Annotated in this window: 15 protein-coding genes; 6 read left to right on the top strand and 9 right to left on the bottom strand. The window is 66.0% G+C overall.

Features of this window, described 5'->3' with window-relative positions:
* Position 1 precedes the first annotated feature (1 nt).
* Complete coding sequence (locus tag C463_RS07395) at positions 2-1,456, bottom strand: APC family permease (protein ID WP_008442456.1); 1,455 nt, start codon at positions 1,454-1,456, stop codon at positions 2-4.
* A gap of 205 nt (positions 1,457-1,661) precedes the next feature.
* Between C463_RS07395 and C463_RS07390 the strand changes: the two genes are divergently transcribed.
* The 6 genes from C463_RS07390 to C463_RS07365 all read left to right on the top strand — a co-directional run bounded on the left by C463_RS07390 (position 1,662) and on the right by C463_RS07365 (position 8,120).
* Positions 1,662-2,315 (top strand): potassium channel family protein, encoded by a 654-nt coding sequence (locus C463_RS07390; protein WP_008442455.1) that lies wholly within the window; start codon positions 1,662-1,664, stop codon positions 2,313-2,315.
* A gap of 219 nt (positions 2,316-2,534) precedes the next feature.
* A complete protein-coding gene (locus C463_RS07385) occupies positions 2,535-3,368 on the top strand; it encodes an MBL fold metallo-hydrolase (RefSeq protein ID WP_008442454.1) in 834 nt (277 codons plus the stop codon).
* A gap of 93 nt (positions 3,369-3,461) precedes the next feature.
* The gene (locus tag C463_RS07380) at positions 3,462-5,279 is read left to right on the top strand and encodes an alanine-zipper protein (protein WP_008442453.1); all 1,818 of its coding nucleotides are present in this window, start codon (positions 3,462-3,464) and stop codon (positions 5,277-5,279) included.
* Positions 5,280-5,377: 98 nt separating this feature from the next.
* Complete coding sequence (locus C463_RS07375; protein ID WP_008442452.1) at positions 5,378-6,283, top strand: hypothetical protein; 906 nt, start codon at positions 5,378-5,380, stop codon at positions 6,281-6,283.
* Positions 6,284-6,715: 432 nt separating this feature from the next.
* Positions 6,716-7,096 carry a DUF5805 domain-containing protein gene (locus C463_RS07370; RefSeq protein ID WP_008442451.1) on the top strand — a complete coding sequence of 127 codons (381 nt, stop codon included), beginning with the start codon at positions 6,716-6,718 and terminating at the stop codon, positions 7,094-7,096.
* On the top strand, positions 7,089-8,120 hold the full coding sequence (locus C463_RS07365) for a tyrosine-type recombinase/integrase (RefSeq protein ID WP_008442450.1): 1,032 nt from the start codon (positions 7,089-7,091) through the stop codon (positions 8,118-8,120). The genes C463_RS07370 and C463_RS07365 overlap by 8 nt, the downstream gene beginning before the upstream one ends.
* A gap of 281 nt (positions 8,121-8,401) precedes the next feature.
* Here C463_RS07365 and C463_RS07360 read toward each other — a convergent pair whose 3' ends face one another.
* From C463_RS07360 to rpl18a, 8 genes are all read right to left on the bottom strand, one after another.
* Positions 8,402-9,514 (bottom strand): TrmB family transcriptional regulator, encoded by a 1,113-nt coding sequence (locus C463_RS07360; RefSeq protein WP_008442449.1) that lies wholly within the window; start codon positions 9,512-9,514, stop codon positions 8,402-8,404.
* Positions 9,515-9,578: 64 nt separating this feature from the next.
* Positions 9,579-10,634 (bottom strand): ABC transporter permease, encoded by a 1,056-nt coding sequence (locus C463_RS07355; protein WP_008442448.1) that lies wholly within the window; start codon positions 10,632-10,634, stop codon positions 9,579-9,581.
* On the bottom strand, positions 10,631-11,764 hold the full coding sequence (locus C463_RS07350) for an ABC transporter permease (RefSeq protein WP_080510790.1): 1,134 nt from the start codon (positions 11,762-11,764) through the stop codon (positions 10,631-10,633). Before C463_RS07350 ends, C463_RS07355 begins: the two co-directional genes overlap by 4 nt.
* On the bottom strand, positions 11,761-13,335 hold the full coding sequence (locus C463_RS07345) for an ABC transporter ATP-binding protein (RefSeq protein ID WP_008442446.1): 1,575 nt from the start codon (positions 13,333-13,335) through the stop codon (positions 11,761-11,763). The genes C463_RS07350 and C463_RS07345 overlap by 4 nt, the downstream gene beginning before the upstream one ends.
* 124 nt (positions 13,336-13,459) lie before the next feature.
* Positions 13,460-14,575 carry a BMP family lipoprotein gene (locus tag C463_RS07340; protein WP_008442445.1) on the bottom strand — a complete coding sequence of 372 codons (1,116 nt, stop codon included), beginning with the start codon at positions 14,573-14,575 and terminating at the stop codon, positions 13,460-13,462.
* 531 nt (positions 14,576-15,106) lie between these two features.
* A complete protein-coding gene (gene ftsY, locus C463_RS07335; RefSeq protein WP_008442444.1) occupies positions 15,107-16,213 on the bottom strand; it encodes a signal recognition particle-docking protein FtsY in 1,107 nt (368 codons plus the stop codon).
* A gap of 15 nt (positions 16,214-16,228) precedes the next feature.
* Positions 16,229-16,687 (bottom strand): prefoldin subunit alpha, encoded by a 459-nt coding sequence (gene pfdA / locus C463_RS07330; protein WP_049905660.1) that lies wholly within the window; start codon positions 16,685-16,687, stop codon positions 16,229-16,231.
* The gene (gene rpl18a / locus C463_RS19990) at positions 16,687-16,863 is read right to left on the bottom strand and encodes a 50S ribosomal protein L18Ae (protein WP_004595730.1); all 177 of its coding nucleotides are present in this window, start codon (positions 16,861-16,863) and stop codon (positions 16,687-16,689) included. Before rpl18a ends, pfdA begins: the two co-directional genes overlap by 1 nt.
* Positions 16,864-16,909 lie beyond the last annotated feature (46 nt).

Below are 16,909 nucleotides of genomic sequence, written 5' to 3'. Positions count from 1 at the left end.
TTCAGTCCTCCGCGTTCGGCGCGGGGGTCGCCTCCGTCGCCGGCGAGTCCGCGTCCGGGTCCGCCCGTAGTCTGTTGAGCGCGAGGTACGCGACACCGCCGAGCAGGATCCACGCCGCGCTGAGCGCCAGCGCCAGCGGGTCCGTCCGCAGCAGGTACTCCACGAGGACCCCGGTCAAGACCAAGTTGAGCGCGATGCCGATCAGCGGCGGAGCCGGATAGAACGGCATCTCGTAGGGCCGGTGCATGTCGGGTCGCTCCCGTCGCAGCCGGATCGCGGCGACGTTGACGATGACGAACGAGAGCAGGAAGAAGAGGCTCGACATGTTGCCCGCGCTCTGGGTCGGTAGCGCGACGGAGCCCAACATGACCACGGCGCTCGCGAGGATCGCGACGAACGGCGTCCCGTACCGGTGGTGAATCTGGCCGAACGAGGGGAGCAGCTGCCCCTCGCGTCCCATCGAGAACGCGACCCGCGAGGAGGCGATCACGACCGCGTTCAGCGCCGTCAGCGTCGAGAACACCGCGCCGAAGACGACCAGCGCGCCCCCGTTCTGGATGATCGGCAGCCCGGTCGGCATGAACGACGTCGCCGCCGTGGCGATCCCGGCCTCTCCCGCCTCGGCGAGCCCGTCGGCCCCGAGCGTCCCGACGGCGACGGTGACCACGGCCAAGTAGACGACCACGGTCACGGCGAGGCTCACGAAGATCGCCTTCGGAATGTTCTCTCGGGGGTTCTTCACCTCCTCGGTGACGGTCGTGATGAGGTCGTACCCCTCGAAGGCGATGAACGTGAGCCCCATCGCCGGCAGGACGGCGCCCGCGCCGCTGGCGGCGGGGAACAGCGGCTGGAACTCGGCGCCCGAGAACATCGGCGACGCCACCCCGAAGCCGACGAACACCACGAGGATGCTCACCTTGATGACCGTGAACACCGTCTCGGCCTTTCCGCTGGCGGCCGTGGAGACGGCGTTGAGCGCCACCAACGCGAAGACGGCGACGAACGCCAAGAGGAAGGCGGGCGCGACCGCCGCGTCGACCACCGGAAGGGCGACGGCCCCGATCTCGTCCGGCGGGGCGACGACCCCGTAGACGTGGAGCAGTTCGAGGAAGTTCGGCGCGAACCCCAGCGCGTAGAGGGCGCCGGCGATCATGTACGCGAACCAGAGCATCCACCCCATGATGAACGACGAGAGGTCGTCGAATATCTCCCGGACGAACGCGTACCCGCCGCCGCTCTTCGGGATCGAGCTGGCGAGTTCGGCGTACGAGAGCCCGGTGAACGCGGTGACGACTCCGTTCAGCGCGAAGACGACGATCGCCGCCGGACCGGCTATCTCCGCAGCGAGTCCGGTCAGTACGAAGATGCCAGCACCGATCATCGCCCCCATGCCGATCATCGTCGCGTCGAGCAATCCGAGTTCGGCCTCGGGGGACCGGGTCTGGCTCCCGCTCATCGGTCGGGGTCGTCGTGTCCCGTGTCGTCCATCGTACGCTCCGAGCTACCGTATTCTTTGCACTTTATGCCTCGGGTGAGTTCGGGATTCTCGAAATCGTGGGGGAAACTGATACACCTCGCGCGGTGAGGCGCCCACCGGCCCAGTTCCGGACGCACAGGAATCGAGGTCGAATTAAAGGAGCCGGCCGCCGAGTCGCGACACGATGGCCCAGTCGAAACGGTTCGTCATCGGCGGCGGCGGGCGCGTCGGACTCCAGACCGCGGAGAACCTCACCGAACAGGGGCACGAGGTGTTGCTGATCGAGATCGACGAGGACCGCGTCGAGGAGCTCGCCGACGCGTACCTCGGGCCGGTGATCCACGGGGACGCCACCGAGCAGTCGATCCTCAGACAGGCCGATGTCCAGCGCGCCGACGCGATCGCGGCGCTGACGGACGAGACGGAGACGAACATGGAGATCTGTCTGACCGCACACCACCTCGCGCCGACCATCCGGACCCTCGCCAGGTCGGAGTCCCGGACCGGTGGGGGGCACGACGAGGTCGTCGACGCCACGCTGCTCCCGCAGTCGCTCGGCGGTGACCACGCGGCCGATATGCTCACCGGCGAAGAGATCCGGAAGCTGGTGTTCCCCACGGCCGACCTCGACATCATCGAGGTGACGGTCGCCGAGTCGGCCCCCGTCGCGGGACGTCGCCTCGACGAGATCGCCCTTCCGGCCGGGAGCCTCCTCATCTCCACGTCAGACCGAGAGTCGCTCGCCGGTCCCGACACGCTGCTCGAACCGTCGGAGCAGTACATCCTCGCCGTCGAGTCGGACGTCGTCGACGAAGTCGTCAACCTCTTTCGCGGGTGACCGTCGACGGTAGCGACCTCCGTCGCGGCCGTTCTGGGTCCGTTCGAGACTGGGTGTTCTCCCGTCGCTCGATAGCCCAATTAAATATAGCGATATAGAATTTACACGTTCCGTCTCGGGCACATTTCTGTTGTCTCATATGCGACAGATTTGGATCCACCCGAGCGAACTCGGGCTCACTCCGGAATTATTACCATCGGCGCTCACGCAGCACCGGATATGACAGACTCCGACTGGGGCGACTGGCTGCCGCGCGCGGTCGCGGACGCCGATCCCGACACGGTGGCACTGTGGTACCTGGGCTGTAACGGCTTCGCGATCAAGGGGAGCGAGGGGACCGTCCTCTGGATCGACCCGTACGTCGGTACGGGCGACCCGCCGCGGACGATCAGGATGATCCCGGTTCCCTTCGATCCGGCCGACGTGGACACGGCGGACGCCGTGTTGGCCACCCACGAACACACGGATCACGTTCACGGGCCGTCGCAAGCGCCAATCTTGGAGAACACCGACGCCGACCTGATCGCGCCCGACGACTCGCTCGCGGTCGCGCGCGAGGAGGAGGCGTGGACCGACGAGTACGCGGTCGACGACGCCCAGTTCACCGAGGTGACGGAGGGCGACGAGCTGCGGATCGGCGAGTTCACGGTTCACGTCGTCGAAACACAGGACTCGGACGCCACGCATCCCGTTGGCTACGTGATCGAACACGAGGCCGGGACGGTGTTCCACGCTGGGGACAGCAAGCCCTCGCCGTCGTTCGCGGGGCTCGCGGAGCGATTCGACGTCGACCTCGGGATCCTCGCGTTCGGCTCCGAGGGCACAGTTCCGGACAAGGAGACGGGCGAGCCCGTACAGACGAAGTGGTACAGCGACGAGAACGAAATCGCGGCGGCCGCGAACGACCTCGGCCTCGACCGGCTGGTGCCGACCCACTGGGACATGTGGAAGGGGTTGACCGCCGACCCGACCGCGCTCCACGACCACGTGCGGAGCTACGAGTCGCCGAGCCGACTGGAGATAGTCGAGATCGGCGACCGAATCGACCTGTAAATCGGAGTCGAGCGGGCGTTTCCGCGGCGGTTCGGTTATCACCCACGAAAGCCGGCCCGTGGAATTTAAGCCCCTGCTCCGGGACCGTGAAGTATGAGCGAACGGACGGCAGAGGCGGCCACGACCGTCGACGAGGACGGCATCCGCGTCGAGAAATCCTTCACGGACGACGCGTTCCCCGTGCCCGCGGTGATGTACACCCTCTCCTCGCACCGCGAGGACCCCGTGCGCGCGCGTATCGTCGACCGGATCCCGGAGTCGTTCCCGATGGACCGGGTGGGGTTCCACCCGGAGTACGAGAGCGAGAACTGGACGGCGTACAAGGACCACCGGGTGGAGTTCGAACGGGTGATCGACCCCGACGAGACCGTCGAGACGGTGTTCGGGATCCGCGACGACGACCCCGACCTCGACGGGTTCCTCGGGACGCCGGTGATCGAACACGTCCCGGCCGGCGAGGAGATAGAGGACGTCCTCGGCGCCGGCGACACGGACGCGGTCCGTGAGGTACTCTCCGGCGACCGCGCGACCCTCCCCGGGATGGCGGAAGACGACGAACTGTTGCCGGAAGATCCCGCGGAAGAGCCTACTGAGGCGCACGAGACCGAGGAAGCCGACGCGGAGCCCGCCGAGGCGCCGGAAGTCAGCGTGGAACCGGATGCTGACGACGAGGAGCCCGGCGCTGACGGGGAGGAGCCGGATGTCGACGACGAATCGGAACTCGACGACGAGTCCGACGCTCCCGAACCCCGTGCCGTCAGCGAGGGCACCGCAGCGGTGACCGCTCACGAGGGCGACCCGGTCGGCGCAGCGACGGAGGCGGAGACTGAAGTGGAACCCGAACCGATAGACGAGGAGCCCGACGAAGCGCCTGGCACCGGAGAGACGGGTGCTGAGGACCCGCTCGACGAGGAACGAGAGCGCGACGTTGATGATGGGACGGCAGCGGACGAGCACGCCGAGACCGCGAATCTGCCGGGCGAGGGCGGCCTCGCGGCGGCGTTGGCGGCCGAGATCCGATCCGGCGCGGCCGACGAGGAGGATATCGAGACCATCGAGGAGGCCCTCGGGGGCGGCGTGCCGCGCAGCGTCGACGTGCGGATCGCCCGCTTACAGTCGAGCGTGGCCGACATCGAGGCGTACGCCGACGCGCTCGCGGAGTTCATCGACGGCGAGGGGACGGCGCGAGAGATTCTCGACGGGATCGACGAGCGTGTCGACGACGTCGAGTCCGAGGTCGACGCCCTCGACGACCGGCTCGACGCCGCCGACGACGAGCGCGACACGATCGCCTCTGACGTCGACCGCGTCGACTCCGCAGTCGAATCCACCTCCGAGGCGGTCGACGCGGTCGACGAACGGGTGGACGCCGTCGAGGACGACGTGGAGACGGTCGACGGCGACGTGCGCGACGTCGAGGACGACGTCCAAGCTGTCAAGGCGGACGTGGAATCGGTCGACGAGAGCGTCGAATCGGTTCAAGACGCCGTCGACGCCGTCGAGGGCACCGTCGACGACCTCGCCGCCGACGTCGGCCGTGTCGAAGGGCAGGCCGACGCGGTCGAAGACACGGTCGACGACCTGGGCGACGACGTCGAGACGCTGTACGAGGAGGTCGACAGGGCGGCCGAGCGCGCGGAGAACGCCGAGGAACGGGCCGAGGGCGCCGAGGACCGCGCCGCAGACGCCGCGGAGCGCATCGACGACGTGGAATCCGGGCTCGACCGCTTCGACGAGGAGTTCGACGACCTGTGGGACGACCTCGCGGAGGTCGATTCGCGGCTCACCGACATCGAGAGCCGTCTCGGCGACGACCTCGACGACGTCACCGCCGAGATCGAGGAGATAAACGACCACCTCGACGAGCTCGACGAGTTCCGGACTCGCCTCAACGAGGCCTTCGGTCCCTGAATCGACGGGTTTCGACGAAATACGGCCGGCGGTGCCGCCGCCCGTCGATCCGGTTCGGAAACGCAACCCGTTTTACGCGCGCGGCCGCAGATCGGTCAATGACTGATCCGGTTCCGGTCGCCGTCCCCCGCAAGGGACGCCCGCTCGAAGCGGTGTTAGAGCGGATCGCGGCCGTCTCGGCCGACGACCGCCTCGACCGGCTCGCGGACGGCGTCAGCAACACGCTCCGATACGAGAAGGCCGTCACGAAGGGGTCCGTCGACGCCGACGCGGGCCCCTACGAGCGGCTCGTCGAGTACTCGGACTCGGAGACGCCGGCGGAGCCGGAGTTCACGCTGATGCGCGACGACCGGAACGGGAAGCCGCGCCGGATCGTCTTCGACGCCGCGACGGTCGATCTGGGCGACGTGACGGTGAAGCTCGTCGGTCGCGAAGAGCCGTTCCGCGCGCTTCGGACCCACGAGTTCGCGCTCGGCTTCGATTCCGCGGACCTCGTCCTCGAGGAGGTAGTCGGTATCAGGGAGAGCGGGCTCGGCAATATCTCGGACATCAACGACCGCATCGACCCCGTCGACACCGACGTGCGCGTCGTGACCGGGCTCGGCGACACCGTGTATCACACCCTGATGGGACGCGAGGACCGGCGGGCGCCGAACACGACGTTCGACCGCGCGTACCTCGCCGACTACGAGGGGCCGCTGTGTATCTCGCCGCGGTACGAGCGCCTCGTCACCGCGGTGTTGGGCACCGACGCGCTCGACGGCGTCGAGTTCGTTTATCCCGAGCCGGACGAGGAGGAAGAGGCCGCCATCACCCGGGTCGGCCTCGGCGTGTATCTCACCGTCACCGGCTCCACGGCGCGCGAACACGGCCTCTCCGTGGGCGAACACCTCTTCCCCAGCGAGACGGTCCTGATGCGCAACGCGGCCGAGACGGACGATTCCGTCTCCCGCGTCCTCCGGGCGCTCGAACGCGAGGCGGCCGACTCGGAGATCCGTGTCTGACTCTGCGTATTCTATAGCGACATGAGATATACACGTGCGAGCACCGACGGATTCCGGTCCCGACGCACGACCTCGACTCACGACGAGTCGCACTGATCGACCGACTGTCCGCGCCGAAAGCGCCACGATCTCTTTCGGCCACTCGCTGTAGCGACGACCGGCCGTGGATCGACGTTCGGTCCGTGCGCTCCTGCGGACCGAACTGGCCCGAGCCGTTCGGATCGGTGGTTCCCGGGAGTTTCTCGATGGACGCTTTTCGCTGTGCTGTATATCCTGTACTGTATGACCAAGATGCGCGATTTAGGGTATCAGAATTATTGATATATGAATAGTGGCCGCGTGAATAGGGGTTTACTCTCCGAGATAAGGTTACTTATCCGCAAATCTGGGATAGATTGAAGTCCCGCCCGCAAGAAGCGTCGTCCGAGAACGATGGGAGGCGATCGACAGTCGGTGAAGACGTACGTACCGACGGAACAGAAGGAACTGTGGCGCGATCACGCCGACGAACTCGACATGTCGCTGAGCGAGTTCGTCAGGACGATGGTTCAGGCCGGGCGGCGGGGGTTCGTACCGACCGATTCGGGGGCTTTCGAGGAACCCGCTTCCGAGGGCTCCGACCCTGGGGGTCACGACCTCGAAAGTGGCGTCCGGACGACTCTCGAATCGGGCCCCTGCTCGTGGGACGAACTCGTCGAGGCGGTAGTCAGCGATGTCGAGGACGAACTGGAGGCGACCCTCGACGACCTCCAGGAACGAAACCGAATTCGCTACAGCGGTCGGGAGGGAGGATACGTGCTGACCGATGAGTAGCACGCGCGCGTCTCCCGATCCCGACGACCCGGTCGGATATTTCCTGGAAGACCTCACCTACCACGGGAAGACCGACCGGACCAGAGCGGCGTACGAGCGCGTCCTCAGGCGGTTCGAGGAGTTCCTCGACGGCACGGAACCGGGTTCCGCGACCCACCGCGACTGCATGTCGTTCGTCCACTCGCTGCGGGGCCACGTCGCCGACAGCACGGTGGCGACGTACGCGGCCTATCTCCACCGCTTTTTCGGGTACATGACGGAGGTTGGCGCCTTCGACGGCAATCCGATGACGCTGGTGATGGAAGAGATGGACGAGACAGTCGACAAAGACCCCGCTCGTCGGGACGTCTCGATTCCGGCGATGCGGTCGTTCGTGGCCGGGATCCGCCATCCGCTCCACCGGGCGCTCGTGGTGACGCTGTTGAAGACCGGAATGCGGGTCGGCGAGCTGTGTAACCTCGACCTCCGGGATCTGTCGGTTGCCGATCCGGAACTCGAAGCGGCGTATCCGCTCGGCGGGCGTCCGGCGCTGTCCGAGCGGCCGGACTCGATATTCGTCACCGCCGAGGCGACCGTCGGCGAGGAGTTGAACGGCGAGGTCCGGACGGCCGCGAACAAGCGAAAGCGCGGGACCGTGATCCCGGTCGACGACGAGCTCCGTCGGGCCCTCAAAGGGTGGCTCGCAGTGCGTCCGGATTCGCCGTCGCCCACGGAGCCGCTGTTCGTCGGCACGGCGGAGGGATGGGGTGAGCGGCTTCGTCCGCAAGCGGTCAGACACGCCGTCGAGCGGTACGCCCGCGAGGAGGGCTGGTACCGGACGGGCGGCGGCGCCGACGAGAACGTGACGCCCCACTACTTCCGGCACTTCTTCACGACGCACCTCCGCGACAGGACCGGCGACCGCGGCGTGGTGAAGTACCTGCGCGGCGACGTCGCTGACGACGTGATCGACACCTACACGCACAACTGGGGGGATCAGGTGCGAGAGGTCTACGAGGCGAACGTTTATCGACTGGGTATCTGAGCGAGTCACCGACTCGGTATATTTTCGTTGATTTCGATCGGTCAGATATTTGTATGGCATGAGACTAATAAATGGCATATCGCGATACACAAATCTGGGGCGAGTGCGCCGAACCGGAGCGGCTCGTTTGGGCGCTGAACCGGGCAGGTTGAGTGACACCGTTCGAAGCGACGGTTCGATGGCAGCGGGCGCCACAGGGGCTCGCACGGATGTCGAATGGCCGAAAACGCGCGCCGAGTGGTCGGGTGCGGGACGAGGCCGCGAAACAGACGGACTCTCGACTACACCTTCGAGGAGGAGGCGAGCAGTTCGGAGACGGACTGATCGGTCGTCTCGGAGATTTTGAGGCTGACCCGTCTGGCCTCGTAGGTCTCCATGATCGCCCCCGGGCCGCCGACGGTGAACTCCTCGTTTCCGTCGTCCAGCACCAACGCGTTCTCGATGGGGATGTTGTTCGTCGTCGGTTCGACGAGCCCTTGCCGCACAGCGGTTACTCGTCCGCACCGTGTCTCGAATGACTCGGAGGACCGGGACGGACGCACCGACACCTCCGCGATCAGTTCGCGGTCGCGGCGGCGGTGGAGCGTCGCGTCCAACACCGCGTGTCTGAACCTATCGTACGTCTCCGGAGGCTCGCTCGGCTCGTCGACGTAGACCTCCGTCGCGAGGGGCCAGTAGTTTCCGAGAAAGGAGCCGACCAGCGCCGGCGAAAGTCGGTCCTCGGTGAAGCCGATGGCCTGCTGGTCGGTGGGAGACCCGACGACGACCTCGGGCGGAGAGAACAGGCCATGGGTTCGGTCGACGCTGAGTATCATCGGTCCGGTGTGGTCCCAGATCCGGACGACGCTGCCCAGCCCGTCGAAGCAGTCTCTCTCGACCGCGTCAGTCCCGTTATCGTTGACCAGTACGAGAGTGAGCACGCCGCGGTCGACCGCGGACCTGAGGTCGGCGGCGAGGTCGGAGACGATCGACGCGTGGACGGAGAGACTGACCTCGTTTTCCGCCTCTCGGAGCAGCCGCGAGATACGCTTTCTGACCGTTGCCGTCGATTTGATAACCTCGTATCGCCGGTCGACTTCTGGGCCGGGGTCGTAGAGCGCGTCGAGATTCTGTTCGAGTGTCGAGAGGGTGTCGGAGAGTCGGTCGACGACGGCCGACGGATCCAGCGCCCGAACGGTCGTCGGCGTTTCGTGGTCGTGTATCTCGACGAGCCCGCGGTCTTCAAACTCCCCCAATACGTTGTAGACGTACCGCTTGGACACGTCGGCCCCCTCGGCGATCGCGCTCGCTTTGGCCTCGCCGAGAGTCAGGATAGTGGTGTACGTGTCGACCTCCTTGTCGGAGAACCCGAACGACTTCAGTTGGTCCCGGAGTCCGGGATCGGATCCGCTCATGACGCCGCCTTTCGACAGGGCAGGTAATGAAGTGCCCGGACGGTCCGAGAACTCGGACCGACCGTCAGTCTTCCTTCGTGTACGGTTCGCCGACGGCTGCCGGAACCCGCGTGTACCCGACAACGACGAGCACGACGAGGACGGCGACGTACGGGAACAGCCCCGTGATGCTTCCGGGAAGCGAGATGCCGATGGTCTGTAGCTGAATCTGGAGCATGTCCATCGCACCGAACAGCAGGGACGCTCCGTACGTACCGAGCGGGTTGTAGTTGCCGAACAGGTACGCGACGATCGCGATCCAGCCGCGACCGTCGACCATCGTCACCCCGGTGCCGGTGAAGCCGCTTCCGATACCTATCGACAGCACCGCACCCCCGAGGCCGGCCATGATTCCCGAGAAGATAAGAGTGGCGTAGCGGACGCGGTTCACGTCGACCCCGGCCGTGTCGAGCGCCTCCGGGTTCTCTCCGGCCGCCTGTACCCAATAGCCGAATCGGGTCCGGAACAGCACGACCCACGCGCCGACCGCGACGAGGATCGTGAACAGGACAAGCGGCGACGCGTCGAAGAACAGCCGTCCCGCAATCGGGACCTCGGAGAGGACGGGCACGACCACGTTGTCGATGTTCGGGAGGGACGGGCTCGAAACGCCGCCCCAGACGACCGTGGAGATGAATGGACCAAAGCCCAGCCCGATGAACCACACCGCCAGCCCGGCAACGATCTGGTCGGCCTCATAGCGGATCAGGAGAACCGCGAACAGCGCCGCCAGCAGGCCGCAAACGAGAACAGCGGCCAACACGCCGAGCCACAGGTCCGCTTGGCCGATGCCGTCGCCGCCGGACACGGCCCAGGCCGTGACCGCTCCGAACAGCGCGCCGAATATCATGAACCCCTCCAGCCCGATGTTGAACACGCCGCTCTTCTCGGCGTAGAGCCCGCCGATGGCGGCCAACGCGATCGGCGTCGCAGCCTGAAGCGCCCGTTCTATCGCGCCGATCGTTACGAGGTCGGAGCCGGGAATGTCGGCGATGAGGAACGCGAGCAGCGCCGCCACAAGCAGCGCGAAACCGCCGATAACCGTGGAACGGCCGCCTGTCGCGTCGCGGACGGCGCTCATCCGGTGTCACCTCCGAGACCCGTGTACCGTCCGGCGGCGCGAAACAGCTCCGGCGCCGCGACGAACAGGACGATCAGCCCGATCACGCCGTCGACCAGTTCGCTGGGCACGTCGAGCGTGAAGCCGATGTACTGTCCGCCGGCGTCGAGCCCGCCGAAGAGGAGCCCGGCCGGGATCACCCCGAGCGGGTTGTTGGCGGCCAGGAGGCTCACAGCGATGGCGTCGAAGCCGAACGTCGGGAACGTGTTCGGGTCGCTGTAGTACCCTAGGATCATCACGGCGAACAGCGCCCCGGCGAGTCCAGCGATCATTCCGGAGAGCGTCATCGTCCGGACGATCATTCGATTCGGATCGACGCCGGAGTACTTCGCGGCGGGCTCTTGGTAGCCGCTGGTGACAAGGTCGTAGCCGGAGCCCGTCTGCGTCATGTACACGTACACGACGGCGACGGTCACCAGCGCGATCCCGAACCCGATGACCGAAAACGACGGGCTCCCGAAGGCGAATCCTGGTAGGTCGACGTAGTCGGGGAACGACTCCGTGTTCGGCGCCGCCGCCCCCGGTGGACGCAGATACGCGTCCAAGAGGAAGTAGACGACCCCGGAGGCGATGAAGTTCAACATGATCGTCGTGATGACTTCGTTCGCCCCCGCGTACGCCTTCATCAACCCGGGAAGCGCGCCGTACGCCCCGCCGGCGACGACGGCGGCTCCGCCGGCGACGGTCATCAGAACGACACCGACGAACATGTTCTCGGGCAGCAGCGGCGTCAAAAACAGGATCGCGAGAGTGGCAGCGAATCCACCGACCACAAACTGCCCCTGAACGCCGATGTTCAACACGCCGGCGCGGAACGCGACGGCGACGGCCACGCCTGCCAAGATGAGCATCGTCGACTGCCGGAGGGTAAAGGCGACGTTCGAAAGCTCACCGACCGCCCCGTACACGAGCGAGTAGACGAACTCGACGGCGTCGTACCCGGAGAGAGCCACGATGCCCGCGCCGATAACGAGCGCGAGCGTCGTCGAGACGATCGCGATGACGATCCGCTCCAGCACGGTCGCTCGGAGCATACGATCAACTATCCGATCGAGTGCGGTCCGAACGTGCGAAGCACCGGCGTCGCTCACGCGTCTCCCCCCGCATCGAGCGCGACGGTGTCAGGCTCCTCGAGCGACCGCCCGGCCATCATCAGCCCGAGTTCTTCCTCGGTCACGTCGCCGGGATCGACCACGTCGACGAACTCTCCCTCGTACATGACTGCCGTTCGGTCGGAGAGCCGTTTGACCTCGTCGAGCTTCGAGGAGACCAGTATCACGGCGACTCCGTCGTCGCGCATCTCGCGGAGTCGCTCGTGGATGAACTCGATCGACCCGATGTCGACGCCTCGCGTCGGATGCGCCGCGACGAGGAGCGACGGGTCTCGTTCGAGTTCGCGACCAACGACGAACTTCTGTTGGTTCCCGCCGGACAGCGACTCGGCCGTCGCGTCCGCGTCGGCCGGCCGGACGTCGTACTCCTCGACGACGGCGTCTGCGTGGTCGGTGATCGCCTGCCAGTCGAGAAAGGCGCCGTCCGCGAACGGTTCGACGGTCTGGTTGCCGAGCAGCGCGTTCTTGACGAGGCTGTACTCCTGAACGAGCCCCTCCCGCGTTCGGTCGCCGGGAACGTACGCGATTCCGGACTCAATACGCTCCCGCCGACTCAGCCCCGTGATGTCGTCCCCGAACAAAGCCACGGCGCCCCGTTCCGTGCCCCGCATGCCGGTTATGGTCTCGATCAACTCCCGCTGTCCGTTGCCCTCGACGCCGGCGATACCGAGAATCTCTCCTTCCCTGACGGCGAAGTTCACGCCGTCGACCTGGCGGATCCCCCGCTCGTCGTCCGCGCAGACGCCCTCGACGGAGAGCGCGACCTCACCGGGGGACTGCGACCGCGGTTCGACGTCGAAGAGCACCTCTCGACCGACCATCATCCGGGCGAGTTCGTTCCGCGACGTTTCGTCGGCGTCGACCGTACCGACGGCGCTACCGTCCCTGAGAACCGTTATCTCGTCGGCCGCTGCCATCGCTTCGTCGAGTTTGTGCGTGATGAAGACGAGGGACCGCCCGTCGGCGGTGAGCGCGTCCATGACGTCAAACAGGCCCTCGACCTCCTGTGGGGTCAACACCGCCGTCGGCTCGTCGAAGATGAGCGTCTCGGCGCCCCGGTAGAGGCTCTTTACGATCTCGACGTGCTGCTGGACGCCGAGACCGAGGTCTTCGACATCCGTGTCGAGGTGTTCGTCGACGGAGAATCCGTAGGCATCGCAGATCTCCCCGACGCGCTCGCGGGCCTCGCGATCGTCGACGAGCCCGTTTCTCGACGGCTCGTGACCTAAGACGATGTTCTGGAGGATGGTCATGGTGTCCACTAATTGGAAGTGCTGGTGGATCATTCCGATGCCGGCGCCGATCGCGTCGCGCGGCGACTCGAAGGTCCGCGGCTCACCGTCGACGCTCACCGTCCCCTCGTCGGGGTCATAAAGACCGTACAGCACCTTCATCAGGGTCGTTTTCCCGGCGCCGTTCTCGCCGACCACGGCGTGGACGGACCCGTTCGCGAGGGAGAAGTCGACACTGTCGTTCGCGACGACGTCGCCGAACCGTTTCGTAATGTCGGTGAGTTCGACGGCGGGCGTGTTGTCTGTGGGTTCTGGCATAGTGGAAAAATACTCGCGGGCACCGCCCGCTGTCAGCAACCGCCGGCGCTACAGGGGACCGTGATCTCCCCGTCGATGATCGCCTGCCTGCTCTCTTCAAGATNCTCGCGGGCACCGCCCGCTGTCAGCAACCGCCGGCGCTACAGGGGACCGTGATCTCCCCGTCGATGATCGCCTGCCTGCTCTCTTCAAGATTCTCGGCCGCGACGGCTGGGAGACTGTCTCCGATGGCCTGTCCGAACACGACGTCGACGGCCTCGGATTCGAGGCCGAGGACGTTCGACCCCTGAACGCTGGACCAGTCGTCCTCGACGACCGCTTCGGCGACCTCGTAGGTCCCCTCGTTGATGTACTTCACCGCCGACGCCATGATGACGTCTTGGTAGTCCGGGAGGGTCACGGACTGGTCGGCGTCGACGCCGATCGCGAACCGATCGGTCTCCTGTGCGGCCTGAAAAACGCCTTGGCCGGCCGCCGCGGCGGCGTGATACACGATGTCGGCGCCCGCGTCGTACTGCGAGGTGGCGATATTGTTCGCGGTCTGGGTGTCGGTGTAATTCCCGATGTAGCCGACGTTGACTTCGATCCCCTCGTCGACCCACTCCACTCCGGCGCGGTAGGCCCGCTCGAACGCGTTGATGAGCGACCCGTCGACGCCGCCGACGAACCCGACGACGTTTTCCTCGGGGTCGAGCGAGTTGCCCTCGTGGGAGAGTTCGCGCGTGGTCATCGTCCCCGCCAACACGCCCGCCTGGAAGGACATCTGGTGGTTCGCCCACGTGTACCCCGCCACGTTGGGCTGATCGACCGACGCGTTGATCAGCATCCAGTTCTGGTCAGGGTACTCCTCGGCGTTCGTCTGAAGCGCCTGCGTGTGGTTGTAACTGACCAAGACGATGAGGTCGTAGTCAGGATCGCCGCTCTCGGCGAGTTGCGACTGGACCGTCTGGTAGTTCGACTGGTTGGTCTCTTCGACCTGCTGGATCTCGATGTCGTACTCCTCAGCCGCATTCTGGAGGCCGTCGAGCGCGAGGTCGTTGAATGCCTGGTCGCCGAACCCCGCCGGACTGGAGACGATGGCGACGTTCGTCGTCTCGCTTCCGCCGTCGGAACCGTCCGAGCCGTCCGAACCATCAGAGCCGTCCGAGCCGTCCGAACCATCAGAGCCGTCCGAGCCATCCGAGCCGTCGTCGGTGAGGCACCCAGCGAGTCCGGCGATCCCTACTGCCCCGGCGCCCATTTTTAAAATATCGCGGCGCTGCGATCCGCGATTGGACGCGGTTTTTTCTGGGCTGTGCGTCGACCCATCCCCGTGGTTATCGCTGTCTGACATAACGTTCGCCTCAAACTAACCGGTCCCTGAATAACATAAATAATTGTCCACTATACTCATCGGCACTGCGAGTAATAAAAAAGCGTGAAAAACCTTTTTATCGCAGTTCGGACCGGAAGAGATCAACGCTGGGCACGGAACGAACCGCCGAGGATCGCACGAGGATCGCCCGCACACCGCGTCTAGCTAGCATCCACTGGGCGGCCGACAGCGTCGTCGGAGTCGCCCTCGGGGTCGGCTCGCTCGCGGCCGCGACGCGGCTGGTGTCACGCGTCGAGACCTCCCCCGTCGTCGCGGACATCGATACCCTCGACCGCGCGACGCCGGAGGGGCGTTCCGACGACGACTGACGCGACCGACGCGTCGTGAGTTCGCTGTCGCGCCGCTCCGAGTCGAGAAAGGAAACGACGCGAGAAAGCGAACGCTGCTTGACGGTCGCTACTCCCCGTCGAGCAGGCTCTCGACGAGGTCCTCGGGGTCGAATCGGGTGATGTCGTCGTACCCCTGTCCGGTGCCGAGGAAGAGGATCGGCTTGCCGGTGACGTACGCGACGGAGATTGCGGCGCCGCCCGAGGAGTCGGCGTCGGCCTTCGTCAAGATTGCGCCGTCGATGGCGGCGGCGTCGTTGAACTCCTTCGCGCGGTTCACGGCGTCCTGGCCCGCGACCGCCTCGTCGACGAACAGCGTCATGTCCGGGTCGACGACGCGGTCGATCTTCTCCAGTTGCGCCATCAGGTCGTCGCTCGTGTGGAGCCGCCCCGCCGTGTCGCCGAGGACGACGTCGATGTCGTTCGCCTCCGCGTACTCGACGCCGTCGTAGATGACGGCCGCCGGGTCGCCGCCCTGATCGTGGCTGATCAGGTCGCGACCGAGTCGGTCAGCGTGCTCTTGAATCTGCTCGTTCGCGCCCGCGCGGTACGTGTCACCGTTCGCGAGGACCGAGGAGTAGCCGCGGTCCGCGAGCCACTCCGAGAGCTTCGCGATGCTCGTCGTCTTCCCCACGCCGTTGACGCCGGTGAAGACGATGGTGACCGGCTTGTCCGCCTCGGCGATCCGCTGCTCGAAGTCGAACTGCCCGACTGCGATAACGTCGAGTAGGGCGTCGTGAAGCGCGGATTCGACGAGCTCGCCGGTCGTCTCGACCTGCTTGCGCGACTCGCCGAGCATGCTCTCACGGACGCTGTCGAGGATCTGCTCGGCGACGCTCATCTCCACGTCGCTTTCGAGCAGCGCCATCTCGAGGTTCCACAGCGGCTCCTCGAGGTCTTCCTCCTCGATGATGATCCGGCCGGTCGCGAACGCCTTCGCGCGCTGGAAGGTACTCGGCTCGTCGTCGCTCGACGACGAGTCGCCGTCCGCGGTCTCGTCGGCGTCGGTCTCGACCGCGGCGACGTCGTCCTCGTCTCCGACGTTGTCGGCCGAAGCGTCGGTCGCGTCGCTCTCGGCGGCCGACTCGTCGTCTGGCGCCGATTCCTCCTCGGCCTCGGTCGACTCCTCGACGTCCTCCCGGAAGCCGGAGAGCTTGTCTTTCAGTCCGTCGAACACGGTCGGGTCCTCGTGTTACTCCCCGTCGTCTTCCTGCCCCTGCTGCATCTGCTGCATCTGCTGCTGCTGCATCTGCTGTTGCATCTGCTGGGCCTGCTGTTCGAGCTCGTCGCTCTCGGACTCGAGCTCGTCGACCTCTTCCTGCGTCTCCTCGATGCGGTCGTCGAGCGCCTCCTGCTTGCGCCGGAGGACGTCGATGGCGTCGTCCTGCTCCTGCTCCGCGGAGTAGTTCCCGCCGAGCGAGACGATGACCTCGTCGATGTCCTGTACTTCCGCGCGGAGGTACGCGCCGCCGCCGAGCGGGACCTGAACGGTCGCGCCCGTGTCGAGCGTTTTGATGGCCTCGATCGCGTCGTCGATATCGGCCTTCTCCTCGCGGTAGTCCGCGATCTCGGCTTCGAGCGCCTCGATCTCCTCGTCGAGTTCCTGCAGTTCCTGCGAGAGCTGCTGGAGCTGCTGTTGTCCGCCACCCATCATGCCTCGGACACCTCCTCGATGTCGATCTGGGTACGCTTGCGGTTGTGCTGACTCCCGACCGTGGTGTAGATCCGCTCGCGGGCGAGGTCCTCGTTTTCCGCCTCAACGTCCTTCGTGAACGGCTGGTCGCCGTCTCGGCTCTGGAACCGTCCACTCACCGTGTAGGTACTCATGTTCCCCGATCCGGCAGGGACAGGGAAGTATCTTCCTAAAAAGGGA

Origin of the sequence: Halorubrum californiense DSM 19288, from assembly GCF_000336875.1 — an archaeon.
GTDB classification, from domain to species: domain Archaea; phylum Halobacteriota; class Halobacteria; order Halobacteriales; family Haloferacaceae; genus Halorubrum; species Halorubrum californiense.
This window is presented reverse-complemented; position numbering and strand designations above follow the sequence as displayed.